Source organism: Spiroplasma gladiatoris (genome assembly GCF_004379335.1).
Classification (GTDB): Bacteria; Bacillota_I; Bacilli_A; order Mycoplasmatales; family Mycoplasmataceae; genus Spiroplasma_A; species Spiroplasma_A gladiatoris.
In genome coordinates this window covers 233,356-251,729 of sequence record NZ_CP038013.1, presented here as the reverse complement: position 1 = coordinate 251,729, position 18,374 = coordinate 233,356, and the positions used below count along the sequence as shown (strand labels likewise).

General features: G+C 25.3%; 18 protein-coding genes, 1 tRNA gene and 1 riboswitch. Of the genes, 3 read left to right on the top strand and 16 right to left on the bottom strand.

Translation table 4 applies throughout. The features are described from left to right. Window positions 1-11: 11 nt before the first annotated feature. From SGLAD_RS05355 to lepA, 5 genes are all read right to left on the bottom strand, one after another. Entirely contained in the window at window positions 12-986 is a 975-nt protein-coding gene (locus SGLAD_RS05355; RefSeq protein WP_208338088.1) for a DnaJ domain-containing protein, read from the bottom strand. Between the two features lie 40 nt (window positions 987-1,026). Next, a complete protein-coding gene (locus tag SGLAD_RS01130) occupies window positions 1,027-1,695 on the bottom strand; it encodes a M48 family metallopeptidase (RefSeq protein WP_134297203.1) in 669 nt (222 codons plus the stop codon). A 12-nt stretch (window positions 1,696-1,707) separates the two neighbouring features. Next, window positions 1,708-2,736: a hypothetical protein gene (locus SGLAD_RS01125; protein WP_134297202.1), complete on the bottom strand. Its 1,029-nt coding sequence runs from the start codon at window positions 2,734-2,736 to the stop codon at window positions 1,708-1,710. 137 nt (window positions 2,737-2,873) lie between these two features. Then, window positions 2,874-3,776 (bottom strand): hypothetical protein, encoded by a 903-nt coding sequence (locus SGLAD_RS01120; RefSeq protein ID WP_134297201.1) that lies wholly within the window; start codon window positions 3,774-3,776, stop codon window positions 2,874-2,876. Window positions 3,777-3,874: 98 nt separating this feature from the next. Further along, window positions 3,875-5,677, bottom strand: coding sequence for a translation elongation factor 4 (gene lepA / locus SGLAD_RS01115; RefSeq protein ID WP_134297200.1), 1,803 nt, complete (start codon window positions 5,675-5,677; stop codon window positions 3,875-3,877). Between the two features lie 122 nt (window positions 5,678-5,799). Between lepA and SGLAD_RS01110 the strand changes: the two genes are divergently transcribed. Then, window positions 5,800-6,654: an ROK family protein gene (locus SGLAD_RS01110; protein WP_134297199.1), complete on the top strand. Its 855-nt coding sequence runs from the start codon at window positions 5,800-5,802 to the stop codon at window positions 6,652-6,654. Window positions 6,655-6,847: 193 nt separating this feature from the next. On the opposite strand, the gene SGLAD_RS01105 is transcribed toward SGLAD_RS01110, so the two are convergent. The 3 genes from SGLAD_RS01105 to SGLAD_RS01095 all read right to left on the bottom strand — a co-directional run bounded on the left by SGLAD_RS01105 (window position 6,848) and on the right by SGLAD_RS01095 (window position 9,159). Further along, the gene (locus SGLAD_RS01105) at window positions 6,848-7,159 is read right to left on the bottom strand and encodes a hypothetical protein (RefSeq protein ID WP_134297198.1); all 312 of its coding nucleotides are present in this window, start codon (window positions 7,157-7,159) and stop codon (window positions 6,848-6,850) included. Between the two features lie 13 nt (window positions 7,160-7,172). Further along, window positions 7,173-7,640 (bottom strand): hypothetical protein, encoded by a 468-nt coding sequence (locus SGLAD_RS01100; protein ID WP_134297197.1) that lies wholly within the window; start codon window positions 7,638-7,640, stop codon window positions 7,173-7,175. 985 nt (window positions 7,641-8,625) lie between these two features. Beyond that, window positions 8,626-9,159 carry a DUF402 domain-containing protein gene (locus SGLAD_RS01095; RefSeq protein ID WP_134297196.1) on the bottom strand — a complete coding sequence of 178 codons (534 nt, stop codon included), beginning with the start codon at window positions 9,157-9,159 and terminating at the stop codon, window positions 8,626-8,628. Between the two features lie 180 nt (window positions 9,160-9,339). On the opposite strand from SGLAD_RS01095, the gene SGLAD_RS01090 reads away from it, so the two are divergent. Continuing rightward, window positions 9,340-10,437 (top strand): Fic family protein, encoded by a 1,098-nt coding sequence (locus SGLAD_RS01090; RefSeq protein ID WP_134297195.1) that lies wholly within the window; start codon window positions 9,340-9,342, stop codon window positions 10,435-10,437. Here the strand turns inward: SGLAD_RS01090 and proS are convergent. The 5 genes from proS to tsaE all read right to left on the bottom strand — a co-directional run bounded on the left by proS (window position 10,434) and on the right by tsaE (window position 13,683). Continuing rightward, complete coding sequence (gene proS / locus SGLAD_RS01085; RefSeq protein WP_134297194.1) at window positions 10,434-11,858, bottom strand: proline--tRNA ligase; 1,425 nt, start codon at window positions 11,856-11,858, stop codon at window positions 10,434-10,436. The two genes, SGLAD_RS01090 and proS, sit on opposite strands and share 4 nt — an antisense overlap. A gap of 1 nt (window position 11,859) precedes the next feature. Then, window positions 11,860-12,447 carry a hypothetical protein gene (locus SGLAD_RS01080; protein WP_134297193.1) on the bottom strand — a complete coding sequence of 196 codons (588 nt, stop codon included), beginning with the start codon at window positions 12,445-12,447 and terminating at the stop codon, window positions 11,860-11,862. Window positions 12,448-12,555: 108 nt separating this feature from the next. Then, window positions 12,556-12,646 (bottom strand) — tRNA-Ser (locus SGLAD_RS01075). A gap of 47 nt (window positions 12,647-12,693) precedes the next feature. Then, window positions 12,694-13,260 carry a tRNA (adenosine(37)-N6)-threonylcarbamoyltransferase complex dimerization subunit type 1 TsaB gene (tsaB, locus tag SGLAD_RS01070; RefSeq protein WP_134297192.1) on the bottom strand — a complete coding sequence of 189 codons (567 nt, stop codon included), beginning with the start codon at window positions 13,258-13,260 and terminating at the stop codon, window positions 12,694-12,696. Then, a complete protein-coding gene (gene tsaE / locus SGLAD_RS01065) occupies window positions 13,261-13,683 on the bottom strand; it encodes a tRNA (adenosine(37)-N6)-threonylcarbamoyltransferase complex ATPase subunit type 1 TsaE (RefSeq protein ID WP_243831619.1) in 423 nt (140 codons plus the stop codon). It lies immediately after the preceding gene. Window positions 13,684-13,733: 50 nt separating this feature from the next. Between tsaE and SGLAD_RS01060 the strand changes: the two genes are divergently transcribed. Then, window positions 13,734-14,717, top strand: coding sequence for an NAD(P)/FAD-dependent oxidoreductase (locus SGLAD_RS01060; RefSeq protein WP_134297191.1), 984 nt, complete (start codon window positions 13,734-13,736; stop codon window positions 14,715-14,717). 234 nt (window positions 14,718-14,951) lie between these two features. After that, a riboswitch (nucleoside riboswitch) is annotated at window positions 14,952-15,015 on the bottom strand. Between the two features lie 109 nt (window positions 15,016-15,124). On the opposite strand, the gene gpmI is transcribed toward SGLAD_RS01060, so the two are convergent. Genes gpmI through tpiA form a run of 3 tightly spaced genes read right to left on the bottom strand, consistent with a single transcriptional unit; the run spans window position 15,125 to window position 18,282 of the window. Continuing rightward, window positions 15,125-16,714, bottom strand: coding sequence for a 2,3-bisphosphoglycerate-independent phosphoglycerate mutase (gene gpmI, locus SGLAD_RS01055; RefSeq protein WP_134297190.1), 1,590 nt, complete (start codon window positions 16,712-16,714; stop codon window positions 15,125-15,127). A 2-nt stretch (window positions 16,715-16,716) separates the two neighbouring features. Next, window positions 16,717-17,541, bottom strand: coding sequence for an HAD-IIB family hydrolase (locus tag SGLAD_RS01050; RefSeq protein ID WP_134297189.1), 825 nt, complete (start codon window positions 17,539-17,541; stop codon window positions 16,717-16,719). Next, on the bottom strand, window positions 17,542-18,282 hold the full coding sequence (tpiA, locus tag SGLAD_RS01045) for a triose-phosphate isomerase (protein WP_134297188.1): 741 nt from the start codon (window positions 18,280-18,282) through the stop codon (window positions 17,542-17,544). It abuts the gene before it with no gap. Between the last annotated feature and the right edge of the window lie 92 nt (window positions 18,283-18,374).

Genomic DNA, 18,374 nt, shown 5'->3' with positions numbered 1-18,374 from the left:
TAATATTTCTCCTAAACTATTTCATATTTTTCATAATACTGTTCTACAATTGTTTTAAACATATTAATTTTTTTCATTTCTTGTGCTGCGTAAGGATCTGGATTTACATCTGGATGAAATTGTTTAGCTAATTTGCGATAAATTTTTTTAAACTCTTGAGGTGAATCAAGTTTTGAGATTCCAAAATAATTAAAAGCGTCATTCACTTCATCATTAAATACCATTGTTTTTGTTTTTTCAAAAAAGTCATCAAAATCACTTTCTTGTTGATTTTTAAAAAACTCTTGAGAAAACGAGCTGCTTTCTTGATTCATATCCTTTTGAAACATATAAGCTTCAAGAGTTAAATCTACAACTTGATCTAACATTTTGCTTCAGTGATAAGTGAAATCATCTCCAATATCAATAATTTCTTCAACTAACAAATGGTGTTTATATGGAACAATATCAATTCCCTCGGTTAATAAAATTGCTTTTTCAATAATACCTTCAATTGCATCTAAAGAAGTTCTTTGCATAACATCAAAAATTCTTGCAATATTTTTATCGTTAATATTTTTATTCGAAAAAGTAGAGTTAAATACTTTTCAAAAGCGAATTGTAGTATAGTAACAATATTTAGTACATGCACTAATTACCAAAGTAGCCCCATAACTACCTATTTTTTTAAATAAATATTCATAAGTGCTTTTAAAATAACTTGTACAAGGATATGAACTAAACTCCTCGCTAAATCCAAAATTTGTAAAATCTCAAAAATAATTTTCGCTATATTTGTCGGGTCAAATGATATTTTTTAGATTATCTTTTATCTTATTATTAAAATTTTCTATCATTACTAATAGATTTTCAACAGTTCAATAATAAACGTCTTGTGATGCTCTAACTCAATCAATAAAACTTGATTCTTCTATTGAATTATTATAAAAAGAGTTTTTTTTATTGAATTCTTTTTGAAATTTTTTAAATTCTTTTTTTCAACCCATAAATATAACTCCTTATAAAAATTATTATACTTTATAATAATTAAAATACTACTTTTAGCAAATTACTATGTTCTTTATAATTTGGTAGGTATTTTTGAACATGATATCAAAAGTTTTTAGAGTGATTTTTATGAACTAAGTGAGTTAATTCATGAACTATAACATATTCTAAAGCTTCAACTGGATAATGAATTAGTCTAATATTTAAAACTATTTTTGATTTTTCAGGATAACAAACTCCTCATTTTCCTTTCATTTCTTTAACAGTTAGATTTTTGAAGTCAAGTTGCATTTTGTCTTTTCATAAATTAACTTTATTTTCAAATATATCATAATATTCAATTGATAATTTTTTATATAAATGCTTTAAAGTTAATTCAACATTATCATAAAGTTTATAGGTATTGCTTTGTTTTTCGTTTGGCTCTACTCTAAAAAATGCTTCTTTTTTTTGATCAAATATTTTTATGAACCCAGGGTTTGCAATTTTAATTTTTTTGTTTTTTTCCTTAAATTCAATTATTTTTAAAATTTTTGCTATATTTTTATAAATAAAGTTTTCAATTTCTCAGTCCTCTATATTTAAAGGTGCAGAAACTGACAAATTATTATCTACTACTTTTAATCTGATATATTTTTGATCTCTTAATGTTAAATCATACTCAATAATTTGAGATTTATAACTTAATGATTTTTTTATTTTTAACATTGTAAATTATCCTTACATATCTTTTTTATCTTTTGGTTTATTAGTTTTTTTTGCTTTACTATCTATTTTTTTAGTACTTTTTTTATTTTTTGATTTCCTTTTAGATTTTTCTTGTTTCAACTTATCTTTTTCTTGTTTTAATCTATCTAATCTATCTAATCTTCTTTGTCTTTCTTCAAGTGTTAAATTACCTCTAAGTTGCTTAATTTCTTTATTTAAATTTTCTGCTTTAATTTCTCCAAATTCAAGTCTACCTTCAAACACTTGATTAACAAGTGATCTACTGTCTTTAGTTTCACTATATAAATCTTCATAGTCTAATCTTAGTTTTCTAATCAAAGATGCTTCTACTGAAACAAAAACTGCTAAAAAAATTAGAAAAAATCAGACAACTTGATAAGCAATGTTTCATCCGCTAAATGGTGTATAATTTGCGTTTAAAACTTCATAAGCGATTCTTAATGGATAATATGGTCCATTAATATCAATTTCTGGCCCTTTTGGAAATGAGCTTTTTAAAAAATATATTGAATAATCAACAACTAAAAATAATATTGGTCAAAAAAACAAGTTAGTAGCATAAAAAACTCTTTTTCTTCATTGGGTTTTACTATAAAAAGGTCATACAACAGCTGGTAAAAAAATTATAAAAGAAACAAAACAAATAATGGGAGCAGCAATATTTATTACTTTATTTACAAATGCTATATCCATTGAAGGTACTTGCATTCCATTAACTGTATCTACATTTTTAATTTTTGCACAAATGTATCATACTAAACTTCTAAATCCAGGATCATAAACGAAAGCTAATGTAATAAGGATTGGCGCTATAAATCAAAACAATATAACTAAAATTCTTAAAATTATTACTAATGTATATAAGATTTTTCCACCAATTGAAGCTGCACTCAATTGTTCTTTTGTTTTTATTTTTAAATCCTGTTTAAAATTTTTAAATTTATCTGAAAATTTAGTTTTAGGATTATTTTTATTAGAAACAAAAACTTCTGCTTTTTTTTGTTTTTTTACAATAGCCATTACGAATCCTCCTAACTTTATGATTTTAACATTTTATAGATTAAAATATTGGTTATTTAAATTGCATAATATAAAAAAAACATCAAATATAATTTCTCAATAAAGATATGTAGAAATTTTATTTGATGTTTTTTTAATTAATGAGAGTTTTCTTCATCTCTTTGTGCTTTTTTAGATAAAAATTTAAATCCTCCTGCAACAGATGATTCACTTCTTGATAATGATGTTGATTTTAAACTTTCATAATCACTATCATAAAGTTTTGCAAGTGGATCATCTATAAATGGATTGTATTCTTCTTGGTCATTTATTTTTTTATTATTATTTTCCTCATTTAAGCTTTTAGAATTATGTTTTACTTCTTCAACTGTAATTGGTGTTATTTTAACTGGTTCATCATCATCTTTTAAAATTGAACCAATATTAATTCCATTTAAAGCACCAGTTTTTTCAATTTCTTCAATTGCTTCATCATAACTTTTGCTAAGACCACCTTGCATTTGTTGAATTCTTGCTTTTAAAGCTGTAGAGTCTTGAATTTCTACACCACTTAAGTTCATCATTTGTTGTTGTCCTAAGTCTTTATTAATTTCAGCACTAACTACTTGTTGGACAACTGTTGTTGTTTGTTGTAAATCAACTGATGAATAAAAAATATTTAATCCTGTATCAATTGCTATTAAGGTAATACAAGGAATTGATAAAAATATTTTTACCTCTTGTCTTGCTAAACCAGAAGTATCAATTGCTGTAAAACTATAAATTGATAACAATGTAATTAATCCAAATCCGATAATTGCTGCAATAACTGCAATTATTTTTCCCGCTTTTCTTTCAAATGCATTTGCTATTGTATTTAATAAAAAATAAATAGTTGAAATGGCAATTAATGTAATAGTTAACTTAGAAATTTGGCTAGTTTGATATCCTAATTTAAAACCTGTACTTGTATAAGTAATAGTTAAAAAAGGAACTAACAAAATTGTTGTCATCATTATAATAAAACTTATTACGAATTTTCATATTCTTATTTTTTTCATTTTAACTTTCCTCAACTTGTACATATATTATATATTTTAAACTCCAAAATAACAAGAATAGTTAAAAAAACACTTAAATGTTGTAGGCATTTAAGTGTTTAATCGTCTAATTTTAAAACTGCTATAAAAGCTTCTTGTGGAACTTCAACAGAACCAATTGCTTTCATACGTTTTTTACCTTCTTTTTGTTTTTCTAATAATTTCTTCTTACGTGAAATATCTCCACCATAACACTTGGCTAAAACGTTTTTTCGCATAGCTTTAATTGTTTCTCTAGCAATAATTTTTGAACCAATTGCTGCTTGAACTGGCACTTCAAAGTTTTGACGAGGTATTATTTCTTTTAACTTTTCTGTTAAAACTTTTCCTCTATGATAAGCAAAATCTTTATGGACTATTGTTGATAAAGCATCAACTACTTCACCATTTAACATGATATCCATTTTAACAAGTTTTGATGGTTTATAACCAATTAATTCATAGTCAAAAGAAGCATATCCTTTTGAAATTGATTTTAATTTATTAAAAAAATCAAAAACTATCTCATTTAAAGGCATTTCATAAACAAGATTTCTTCTTGTATCATCAATATAATCAATATCAATATAATTACCACGTTTATCTTGACATAAACCCATTAAATCACCTAAATATCGATCTGGTGTCATTATCGAAACTTTTACATAAGGTTCTTCAATAGTATTTATTTTTTGAGGGTCAGGTAGAAATGCTGGATTATCAATTTCAATTATTTCATTATTTGTCATATTTACTTTATATATAACAGAAGGAGCTGTTGCGATTAAAGTTAAATCATATTCTCTTTCTAGTCTTTCTTGAATTACATCCATATGTAATAAACCTAAAAATCCACATCTAAATCCAAAACCTAATGATTGAGAACTTTCAGCCTCATATACTAAACTAGCGTCACTTAGACTTATTTTTTCTAATGCTTCTTTTAAATCTTTGTATTTTGCAGTATCAACAGGATAAATTCCACAATAAACCATTGGATTCATTTTTTTATAACCATCTAGTGGTTCAGTTGCGCCATTTTCTTTTGTTGTAATTGTATCTCCAACTTGGACATCTCTAACAGTTTTAATTGAGGCACTTAGTCACCCAACTTCTCCTGCTTCTAACTTATCTTTTTTTACTTCAAAAGGAGTTTTAACACCAATTTCTGTAACTTCATATGTTGCTTTTGATTGCATCATTTGAATTTGTTGTCCAACTTTTACACTACCTTCTACAACTCTAATTGAAACCATAACTCCACGATATTTATCATAATACGAATCAAAAATTAGTGCTTTTAAAGGTTTATTATCATCTGCATCAATTGGATAAGGTACAAATTTAACAATTGCTTCTAAAACATCTTCTACATTTAGTCCAGTTTTTGCACTTATCATTGGTGCATTTGAACAATCAATTCCAATTACATTTTCAATTTCTTCTTTTACACGTTCAGGATCAGCTGCTGGTAAGTCAACTTTATTTATTACTGGGATTATTTCTAAATTATTGTCTAAAGCTAAATAAACATTTGCTAAAGTTTGGGCTTCTATTCCTTGGCTTGCATCAACTACAAGCAAAGCACCTTCACAAGCTGCTAAGCTTCTTGAAACTTCATAAGTAAAATCAACATGTCCTGGAGTGTCAATTAAATGAAACACATATTCTTCACCATCTTTGGCTTTATATTTTAATTGAACAGAGTTTAATTTAATAGTAATTCCACGTTCTCTTTCAATATCCATAGAATCTAATAATTGAGCTTGCATTTCTCTTTTATCAACACTTCCTGTTAACTCTAAAATACGATCTGCTAATGTTGATTTTCCGTGATCAATATGAGCAATTATACTAAAATTTCTAATTTTTGATTTGTCCATTATTTTCCTCCAAATGATACATAAGATTTAAGCATAAATAGATTGTACTTCAAATTATTTTTTATTCAAATATCTTTAAAAATAATTTAAGATATAGGTGTATTTAAAGAAGGAGAGAATAAATGAAAATAGCAATAGATATTGGTGGCACTTCTATAAGAATTGCAAAAGTTTATGGTAAAGAAATTAAAGATTTGTTGATATTTGATACAAATATTAATGAACCAAAAGAATCTTATGAAAAAATAAAAGAATATATTAATCAAGCTAAACAAGAAAGTGAATTAATAAGCATTGGATTATGCGTGCCTGGTCCATTAGATTTAAAAAAAGGAATGATCTTAACAACACACAATTTACCAGGATGATCAAATTTAAATATTGTAGAAATGTTTAAAAAAGATTTTGACGTGCCAATCTTATTTAACAATGATGCAAATATCGCCGCTTTAGGTCAAGCGATTATCTTAAAAAAAACTTCAGTTTTATTTGTAACAGTTTCAACTGGAATTGGTGCTGGTTATGTAAATGATAATAAAATTTTAAATGGGTTTACAACTAATGCTTGTGAAGTTGCAAATGCTATTCCTGATTTATCTCAAGGAGACGAAATAAAATCTGGTATTGAGTTTTTTGGAAGTGGTTCAAACATACCAAGACAATTAAAAAAACGTGGGGTTGAAGTAAAAAACGCTACGGAAGCATTTGAAATTTTTAATAATAAAAACAATCCTATTGTAAATGATTATTTCAAAGAATTAGAGGATAAATTTGTTCAGTTTTTTGCTACAGGGATTTATTTTTTAAATCCAGAAGTTCTTGTTGTAGGAGGAAGTGTAGCTTTAAACAATCAAGAATTTTTCAAAAGAATTTTTAAAAGATTAGAAGTAGTTACAAAAGATATTGCTTATGCAACACCTTGTGAATTTGCAAAAGATTCAACTAATGCAACACTTTTAGGCTGTGTTTTTCAATAATTAAAAAATACCATTTATAATGGTATTTTTTAATTATTGTTTTAAAAGATTAAAGTTTACTATATTTCTGTTGTTATACAATCTGAATTATTTTCAGGAATAATAACAACACTGTTGTCTGTAGAACATTTTAATTTAAATTGATTTACAATTTTTTCATCAGTTACAGAGCTTATCTTAAAAAAATTATCAATTATTTCTTTTTTTTATTTGAAGAAATACTAATGTCTCCTAAATCTTTTTTATTTCACTCACTAGGTATTTGTTTTTGTTGTTTTAACTTTACATTTGCAGATTCATATAAATAAAGTTTATCAACTAGTTTTGCTTGTTCTGGATTTGCTTCAAGTTTAAATAAATAATTATTTTCATTACTGTTAACACTTAATTTTGTCGCTTGTTCAACTTGGTTTCAATTCATTTGCACACCCATTATACTTAAAAGAGGTTCTGCATAATTTTTTATAGAATTTTTTACATCATTATCAGAAAAACTTGGTGTCATTAAATATCCAATATTAAATTTTGGCGCAAAAATTGCAGCTAACCCCCCTCTTATTTAAAGCATCTTCAAAAATACTTATGTTAAATTTTGTTGTATAACTATATTTAACTTCTAAAGTTCCTCTAAATCTATTTGATTGAGAACTTGCTTTTAAATTTGCTTTACTATTATTAAAAGTTAAGAAATCCACATCATCAGAAGTTAAATTTAAATCAGGGTTTTTTAAATTAATAGCTTCTAGTGTTTCTTCATTTCCTACACTTGTTTTAAGATCTTCATTTCCAATTATTTCGCCTAATTCTTTATTTTTAATTAAACTTATATCATCTTTTATTATAGCAATTTTAAAAGTTGCACTATTTTTAATTATTTTATTATTAGTAGTAGCACTACCTTTAATAGAACCTTCGGTAGTTTTTGAAGACTCTTTAAAGTTGCTAAATTCAACATCATCATTAGTTATATTTATCTCAAATATCAAATTTATTTTGTTTATTGCAAATTTATTAACAACTTCTTGATTGTTGTCTTGGGGTGAAATTATTAAATCGCTATTATTTATACTTGCTAAATCTTTGATAGAATTTGCATTATTTTTTGGACATGTAATAACTGTATTTATAGATAAAGAAGTAAGCCCAAAAGCAGCAAATAAGCTAATTAATTTTTCATATTTTATTCTCCTTTTTAATTTTAATATTAAATTTTATTTAAAAATAAATTGGAGAGTTGTCGCCTTCTTTTTGGTGTTTAACAATAAAGAAAATTTATAATTAATTATTAAATCTTTTTTGCTTTTTTCTTTTAAAATAAAATAATTTATTAAATTTTTAAAGTTTATATTAATTATTTGGTTGGAATTAGTTAAAAAATAATTTAATAAAATATCTAAATTCATACTTTTAAATATTAGTAAGTATTCAATTTCAAAAATAATATTTAGAGCGTTTTTTCTAGTTTGAATTGTATAGCAAATAAATAGTGTATAACTAATTAATATCATTATTATCGAAAATAAAGAAAAGAATGTAAGTGTAATTAAGTATTTATTTTCACTCACTGAGAATTTTACAAATGTTAAATTTTTTATAAGCTTCAATTGGAAATAAAATAATTAATAATTTAATTAACTCAATAACTTCATTTGACAATATATATAATTTTATTGAGTTGTTAAATCTTGTTTTATTATAATTATCATAAAACTTAGAAAATTGAGATATTAGAACTATAGTTATAGAAAAAATTAAAGTATTAAACTAATGTTAAATACTTTATATAAAACAGAATTATACATTTTTTGAATATTTATCATATTAAAAACGATACATAAAAATATAAATATCATTATATATTTAACTACTACTTTTACTTTTTGTAACTATTTCATATTTTTTCTCCTATTCTTATTATATATTTAACAAATAAAAAAATCACTCTATAAGTGATTTAAAATTTTTTCAATTTTAACTAAAGTTATTTTTTATAAAATTATTTCATATTTGTTCAACATACCGATGATCAAATAAACCTTTTTTTTCTTTTATTATTTCTTTTAATTTATCAATATGTTCTCACACAGTTTCTACAATTGTTCTAGAATAGTTAAAGTTAATTCGATTTCGATTAAACTCTTTTAAGTCTAGTATTTTGAAACTTCCATCATTAAAAACTTTAATATCTAAATCATAGTCGATGTATTTTATAGTATTTGACTCAACTATATACGGTGATGATAAATTACAATAATAATTTATTCCTGTTTCTTTAAACATACATATAATATTATATCAACTTTCTTTAAAAAAGAATCAAATAGCTGGTTCGTTTGTTTTTCATTTTCTACCACTGATTTCAGTAATTAATACATCTTTATTAATAACAACTAATCCTTCTGAATTAGATTCTAGAACAACACCACTATCTCATGAACGATATAAATTACCATTATGTTTATATGCATGAATAAGAAGTTTATCTCCAGGTTTTACATTTTCCATGTCACAACCTCCTAAACTATTTCATTTAATGTTTTTTTTAATTTTTAATTGATATCCGTATACAAAAATATTATATCTCTTAATTAGGGGTTTTAAAAAATGTTATCAAGTTTCTAAAAACTTATTATTAACTATTTTAATTGCTTTTTGTTATAATATTGAAAATGAAAGGATTATTTAATGTCAGAAATTAAAAAATCTTTATACTCAATTTATGAAGTTACTTTTAGACCAAAAGAGTTTGAAAAAAAAATTAAACAAATAATGGAATTATTTATTGAGTATAATGATTATCTAAATAATGCACCTTTTGATACACAATTTTTATCAATTCAATTATTAAAATATGAAGCAAAACACTCTCACTTAATCGAAGGGATAGATACTAACGACTTAGAGTTATTAGCTCAAGATACTCCAACAAGCAAAAAAATCTCTAACTATGTTAATGCTTTAAAAAAAGCTGATATATATTTAAAAGAAAATAAAGTTTTTGATAAAAACTTACTTTTAAATATTCATAGAGATTTATTTGAAAATATGATGTCAGTTCATGCAATTAATGCAAATCCAGGGACTTTTAGGATTAAACAAGTTCAAATCGCAAAATACTACCCACCAATACCAGCATTAGTTGAAGAATATATGCAAGAATTTATAAGCTGACTTAACGATTCAACACCTTTTTTAGATTGTGATAATACAAACGAAGCTTTTATAAGAGGCGCTATTGCTCATGCCTATTTTGAAAAAGTACACCCATTTACTGACGGAAATGGTAGAACAGGAAGAATATTATTTAATTTGATTTTAAATAAGTATCAAATTACTACAAAACCATATTTTTATATTTCAAAAGCAATTTTAAAAGAACAATTTTTATACTATCAAGAATTATCAAAGTTAGATAATAACTTTGATTATCAAAAATGAATAAACTTTTTTTTAGATTTATTAATTTATCAACTTGAATCAAACATTAAAGTTTTTAAAAATACAATGAATGTAATTTTAAGAATAAGAAGTGAAATAATCCAAGAACAGTTACCAACTCATCGTGAAATAAAAAAAATAATTTTTGAATATATTTCAAAGTATCCAATTTTTACATTTTCTAAAGTTTATTTTAAATGCAAACCTTTTTTTAAAAATGTTGATGATGCTACTTTTGTATACATTTTTAACGATTTAATAAAACAATGCAAAATAAAAAAAGTGCCAGGAAGCAGGCACTATGAGTTTAGTGAAATTGTTAGTATTATTGTTGACCTTAACTAATAAGCTCTTGCAAAATATACTAATTTATCAGAATCACGTTTACAATTAAAACATTTAGATTTTTTATGCTCAACATTATCTGGAATACATCTAGAATTAGTTTGAGTTTTTTCTTTTATATCATTTTCACAATCAATATCGCCACAAAACGGTACTAAAACCAATCCTTGTTTATTTTCTAAAATTTCTTGATATTCTTCAATTGTGTTTGCCTTAAATGTTCTACTATTTAGATTATTTAAAGCTATATTAAATATATTCTTATCATGTTCTAATATTTGTTTATTAACATATTCTTTTACTTCATTTATTTTAACTTGCTCTTTATTTCTGATGTCTCGCCTTGAGATTGTTACAACTCCGTTTGCAATATCTCTTGGACCAACTTCAATTCTTATTGGCACACCTTTTATTTCTGCTTCACTTATTTTATAACCAAAAGATTTGTCTGTATTATCTACAAATACTCTAAAATCATTTTTCAAATCATTTTTTAGTTGATTTGATATTTCTAAAACGTCATCAGATTCATTAATATTAATAATTTGAATTTGAATTGGTGCTATTTTTGAAGGTAAAACTAAACCTTGATCATCTGAATGCGACATAATTATAGCTCCAATTAATCTTGTAGATACTCCTCAACTTGTTGAATATGCATATTCTTCTTTTTGCTCTTTATTTTGAAATTTAATATTAAAGGCTTTAGCAAAGTTGTCTCCAAAATAATGACTTGTTCCTGATTGTAGAGCTTGTCCATCATACATTAAAGCTTCAATTGAATAGGTTTCTTTTGCTCCAGCGAACTTTTCTTTTTCAGTTTTTCTTCCACTAATAACTGGCAATAACAAAAAATCGTTTGCTAATTTTTTATATATTTCAAAAATTGTTAATGTCATTTCTTTTGCTTCTTTTGGCGTTGAATGAATAGTGTGCCCTTCTTGCCATAAAAATTCACTGGTTCTTAAAAAGGGTCTTGTTGTTTTTTCTCATCTCATCACATTTGTTCATTGATTATAGATTAAAGGTAAATCACGATATGATTTAACTTCTTTTGCAAAATGCGTACAAATTAAAACTTCACTAGTTGGTCTAATATATAATTCTTCGCCTAAAGATTTATCTCCAACCTTAGTAACAGTTGCTAATTCAGGAGCAAAACCTTCGATATGTTCTTTTTCTTTATTAAAAAGACTTGCTGGAATTAATAGCGGGAAATAAACATTCTCTACATTAACTTCTTTAAACATTTTGTCTGCAATTTTCATAATATTTTCTCAAATTGCATAACCATAAGGTTTAAAAATCATTGTTCCTTTAACCGGTCCATAATCTGCAAGACCTGCATTCTTCACTACATCTGTATATCATTTTGAAAAATCTTCATCTCTTTGAGTGATTTTTTCAAGTTTTTGAGCCATTTTATTTTTCCTCTTTTTCTTTTTGTTTTATATTACCTGTTTCTCCATAAAATACATCGATATCAATATCATTTGCTTCTACAAAAGTCTCTATTCTTTTTAAATTTGCTTTGTCTTTTATCATTATAAAGTCGATTGCTTCTACTGGAATAGTTTCATAAATATATACCAAGTTACCTACAGTATCAAGTCCCCAATCTTTTTTACAATGCCTTGCTAGTTTTTCTGCATTAATACCGATAACAGAAATTTTTTCAACATCAACTTTAGCTTCTGATGCTCATTTTCAAAAATGTGCTCTTGTTGAAGAATCAAATTCTAAACCAATTGAATTATTATTTTCTAAATAAGTTCAAACTATGTATTCTTCTGTTTTGTTTAGTTTTTGATCTTTTAATAAACGTATACCGTTTTCTAAAATTAACAATATATTATTGACATCAGTATAAAAATAAAGATTTAAATTTTTTTTAGTTTTCATGATTTGAAACACTTTTTTTTGTTCAGTTTTACCACTAAACATTTTTTTAAATAAACCTTTTTTTGGTTGTTCTTCTTTTAAGTCAATGTCTTTTTTAGTTTTTGCCATATTTGTCTCCTTGTTAAGATTAGTATTATTTTATCAAAAAAAACCTTATTATTTTTAATGATAATTTTGTATAAAAAAATGGAGTTAAACTCCAATTTGTTTTCTTAATGGCGGATTGAGAGAGACTCGAACTCTCGCGCCGGTTACCCGACCTAACACCTTAGCAGGGTGCCCTCTTCACCAACTTGAGTATCAATCCATACAAAAGAATTATAACAAAAAACAATCTATAAATTATATAAAATATTAAATAAAATTTTTAATGTAAAGTGGTTCAATATTATCCACATTTTCAATAAGTTCAAAATTATCTTTTAAATCTAAATAGTTTTGTACAAAATCAAGTTCGTGATAATCTTTAATAATAGTAAAATTTTTAAAAGCTTTACAAAAATCACCTAAATAATCTTTTGGCAAAATTTGATCAACTACTAAAGTTTTTTTGTTGCTATATACCCCAACATAGTATTTATCCCCTTTTGCATCCAACAAGCTAACACAATCTAATTTACCAGCTTGATAAGCAAGACTACTAATTGTATATACTCTAAATTTATCATTTACAGTTTTTAAGGTTTTAACTATTGTAATTGCTACTCTTACTCCTGTATAACTTCCAGGACCTTTTGTAATATAAAATTTATCAATTTTATTTAATGAAAGATTGTGTTTTTTTAATAAATGACTGATATTTTCTAAGGCAATATCACTAATTTTAGTTTGATTAGTTAAAATTAAGTTATCAATAACTATATTATCTTTTTCTAAAATTAAAACTAAAGTGTTATTGCTTGTATCAATAAATAAGTTCATTTAAACTACCTCAACCTTAAATTCTCTAATATCTTCTTTAATTATTTTAATAGAAATTTTTATAATTTTAAAGTGTTGTTCATAATTTATATCCAAATTATTACTTCATTCAATTATATTTAAAGCATCAAAAAATTGTTCTAAATACATTTCTACTTCTTCGTTTTTATTTAATCTATATGCATCAACGTGATTTATTGTTAAATCTTTACACTGATATTGATTCATAATAACAAAAGTTGGTGAATTAACTATTTGCTTTACACCTAATTTTTTTAATAGATATTTTGTAAATGTAGTTTTACCAGCACCTAAATCACCATCTAGAAGAATTGCTGTATTTTTATTACAATATGGTAAAACATTATTAATGATTTGATCAATTTCATCAATTGAGTTTATTATCATAATCTTATCTCTCATTTCTATTTTCTTTATTATGATATAATTTTTTAGATAGGAGTAGCAATAAAATGATAAAAGATGTTCTTATAATTGGAGCTGGTGCTGCTGGATTATATGCATGAAAAATTGCAAGAAATTGTAACTTAACAGGTACAATAGTAGAAAATGAAAAACAATTTGGAGGACAAATCACAAGACTTTATCCAACAAAACCTTTAAATAATTTACCAGGGATTAAATCAAAACCTTCTTTTGAAGTTATAAAAGATATGTATGATTTAATTGAAAAAAATGATGAAAAATTTGAAGAAAAATTTTTTACAACAGTTGTAAAAATAACACCAATTGACTCTACAGGAGAAGATGATATCGATCAAAAATGATTTAGAGTGGATTTTTCAGATGGAACTACCCAAGACTTTAAAAGAATATTATTTACAATTGGATTAGGATTTTATAAATATAAAAAAATTGTTAAAGAACCCTACGATAATATTTTATATTCTGTTCAAAACACAGACATTTTTAAAGATAAAAACGTTGTTGTATTTGGGGGTGGAGATTCTGCTATTGATTTTACAAACATAATTGTAAAAATTGCCAAAACTACTACTTTAGTACATAGAAGAGAAGAATTTAGAGGTTCTGTTGCTGGGGTAGAATCTGCTTTAAAAAAAGGAGCTAAGATATTGACTCCATATATTTTTGAAAAAATTATAAAAAGTGATAATAATATTGTAGAAAAAATATCTCTAAAAAATGCTGAAAATAATGAATTAGTAGAACTTGATCTTGATTTTGCTGTTGTAAATTATGGAATGGATTGAGATGTTAAAAAAAATTCTTTAATAAATTTCGAAACAAAAGATAATTGAATAAGTGTTGGAGTTGATATGAACACTTCAATAAAAGGAATATTTGCGGCTGGTGATTGTTGTTATTATGAAGGTAAAATCAAAAATTTAGTTTCTTCTTTTTATGAAGCAATGAAAGCTATTTTAAAAATAGATAAAGAAATTAATTCAAGAAAAGTAATTGGTAGAGGTTGGTAACAATTTTTTTTAAAAAAACCTTAATAACTATAAGTTATTAAGGTTTTTTATATTTATACAAAGCTTATTTTTAAAACGTAGAGGATATAATGCATTAAATTTTGGATATAGGATAAGAAAAGTCGCAGACAATGATTTGGGATGGATTGTCTTATTTGATACTATTATTTTTTTATTTAATAAACTTTGTTTATTTTTTAAAATAGTGTAAATAAAAGTTAGATTATTTAGTTTATTTATAGAAACAAGATCGGTCCTGTTGTAGAAACGCCTACCCATTATGCAGGCTTATATAAATAATCTTAAATTAATTTACATAATTATTTTACAATTATAATTAAGAAAAAAAACATTAGATTAAAAAAACTTATTTTTTAAAAAATAAGTTAATTAATAAATATTAAATTTTATTTTTCGATTAATGATGGTTGAGTCATTTCATTAGGTACTTCTTCACCAATAATTTCAAGAATTGTTGGAGCAACATCAGCAATTGCTGCGTCTTTTTGTCTTAATTTTAATGATTTGTCAGTAATTATTATCGGCACAGGTTGACTAGTGTGCTTTTTATTAGGCCCACCTTCAGCATCGATCATAACTTCTGCATTACCATGGTCTGCAGTTATTATCATCACAGCACCCGTTTTTTGGGTTGCTTCATAAACTCTTTTTAATTGTTCATCTAAAATTTTTACACCTTTAATAGCTGCATCTAACACACCAGTATGTCCGACCATGTCACAGTTTGCATAGTTTAAAACAATTAAATCATATTCATTAGACTCTATTTGTTTAACTAATTGATCTGTAATTTCTACAGCTGACATTTCTGGTTTTAAATCATAAGTAGGAACTTCTTTTGTTGAAGGAATTAAGTTAATTGCGGCACCTTCTAATTTAATTTCTTCTGGAGTTGCTAAACCATTTTTAAAATAGTCTTTTCCTCCATCAAAAAAGAAACTAACATGAGCAATTTTTTCAGTTTCTGCAATTCTTAATTGTTTATAACCTTTATCACTTAATCATTCCCCTAAACCGTTAATAACTTCAATTGGTTTAAAAGCAATATGTTTTGAATTAACACTTGCAGAATATTCCATCATAGAAACAAAGAAAATTTTGTCTCCTAAAAAAGTTAATTTACTAAACTCTGGAGAGCTTCAAGCCATATAATCGCGATTGGTAAAGGTACTTGCCATTTGAATTGCTCTATCTGGTCTAAAGTTAGCAAAAATAACTGAGTCATTTTCTTTTATATATCCATTCGGTGCAGATTCATTAAATGCAGGTAAAATTCCTTCATCATCTTTTCCTTCGTTATATTGAGATTCAATATAATCTTTTGGATTAGTAAATTTATTTACATCAATTCTATCAACTAAAGATTTATATCCTTCCGCAACTCTTTCCATTCTTTTATCTCTATCCATTGAGTAAAAACGTCCAGAAATAGAACCAACTTGACCTAATTTATATTTAGCAAATAATTCTTCTAAACTTTTTAAATAATTAATAGCAACTGTTGGTTTTGTGTCTCTACCATCTGTAAATAAATGAACATATATTTCTTTTAGACCGGCTTTTGCAGCAGTTTCAAAAGTTGCAAACATATGTAACATATGAGAGTGAACTCCTCCATCAGAAAATAATCCCATTATGTGAAATGCACTATTGTTTTTTTTACAATTTTCAATAGCATCATTTATTGCTGGATTACTTTCAAAATTATTATCTTTAATAGCTTTATTAATTAATGATAATGATTCATATTTAATTCTTCCAGCTCCAAGATGAATATGACCTACTTCAGAATTTCCCATTTGACCTTCTGGCAAACCAACTCACTCTCCACTGGCATGAGCTTCAACTCACGGATAATCTTTTTTAAGTTGTTCAACAAACTCCATGTTTGCTTCAACAACAGCATTACCTTTACTTGGACTAGCTAATCCTCATCCATCAAGTATAGCTAAAATTACTGGTTTTTTTGCTTTCATATTTATTCTCCTAATATGTATTTTTTTATTGCAATGCCTACTGCACCTTCATTATGTTTATATTTAGAAACTATCATTGCATGTTTTTTTGCTTTTTCTTTTGCATCAAAAGGAACAATTGATAATCCTGCCATTTCTAACATCGGAATATCATTTGCACCATCTCCCATAGCAAGAACATTTCTTCTATCAATCTTAAAATGATCTAAAATTATTTTTAAACTATTAGCTTTGCTAACATCACTATGAGTGACTTCAGCTGATATTGAATTTTTAAGTCAAAAAATATTTAATCCAAGATTTTTTATTTCACTTATTAAAGTTTCGTTAAAATTTCTTAATAATATTTTGTAACAATCTATAATTTCTGTATTATCATTAACCACTTCAATATCACCTTCATAAAAAGCTTTTTCAATATTAACAAGTTCATTAGTTTCTAATGTTTTGTTTATAAAAGTTTTATTTAAGTCATGTGAATAAGCATACATATCAATGTCTTTATATTCAGGTTTTTTTGTGATTTCAAATGCTTTTTTAATGATTTCTTTAGAGATTAAAGTTTCTTTTATAACTTTTTTTTCTAAAATATCATAAATTATTGCACCATTAAAACCTATTAAAAAAGATTCATCTTTAACAAAATTATATAGATCTAATCTATTTTTTTTATTAAGGTGTGGTCTTCCGGTAACAAAAACTACCTTTATACCCTTTTTTAAAGCCTTATTTATATAATCAATATTTGCTTCAACAGGTTCACCTAAATGATAATAACTAGTACCATCCATGTCTAAAGCAATTAATTTGATGTTTTTTTCTAACATTTATTTTAATAAACCTAAATAAGAATCTTCTACAAGTGAAGCTCCACCAACCAAAGCTCCATCAATATCTGGTTGAGCTAAAATTTCTTTAATATTTTCAGGTTTAACACTTCCACCGTATTGAATTAAAACTTCGTTTGCAAATTCTTGACCATACATTGAAGCCAAGTAGTCTCTTATACCTTTAATAACATCTTGTGCTATTTCTGGAGTTGCAACTTTTCCAGTCCCTATTGCTCAAATTGGTTCATATGCAATTACAACATTTTTAACTTGATCTGAACTAACTTCTTTTAAATCATCACTTAATTGTTTTTTTACATGATCCATTGTTTTTCCAGATTCATAAATTTCTAAACTTTCTCCACAGCATAAGATTGGTGTTAATCCAGCTGCAATCAAAGCTTTTACTTTGTTGTTGATTAATCGATCATCTTCTTTAAAGATATCTCTTCTTTCCGAATGACCAATAACAACATATTCAACATTAAGTTCTTTTAACATTGGTATTGAAGTTTCTCCAGTAAAAGCACCTTCTTTTTCAAAATAACAATTTTGTGCTGCAATTTTAATATTTTTTGCAACTTTTGATAAATCACTTATCATAATTGTTGGAACAGCAATTCCAGCAATTAAGTTTGAGTTTGATTCTACTTGTGAATCTATACTTTTTACAAACTCAATAGCATTTGAGTTTGTTTTGAACATTTTTCAGTTTCCTATAATAATTTGTTTTCTCATATATACTCCTATTTACTTTACAAAATATATTTTAACACTATGATATATTTTTTTATAAAAAAACCTACAAATGTAAGTAATTGTAGGTTTTA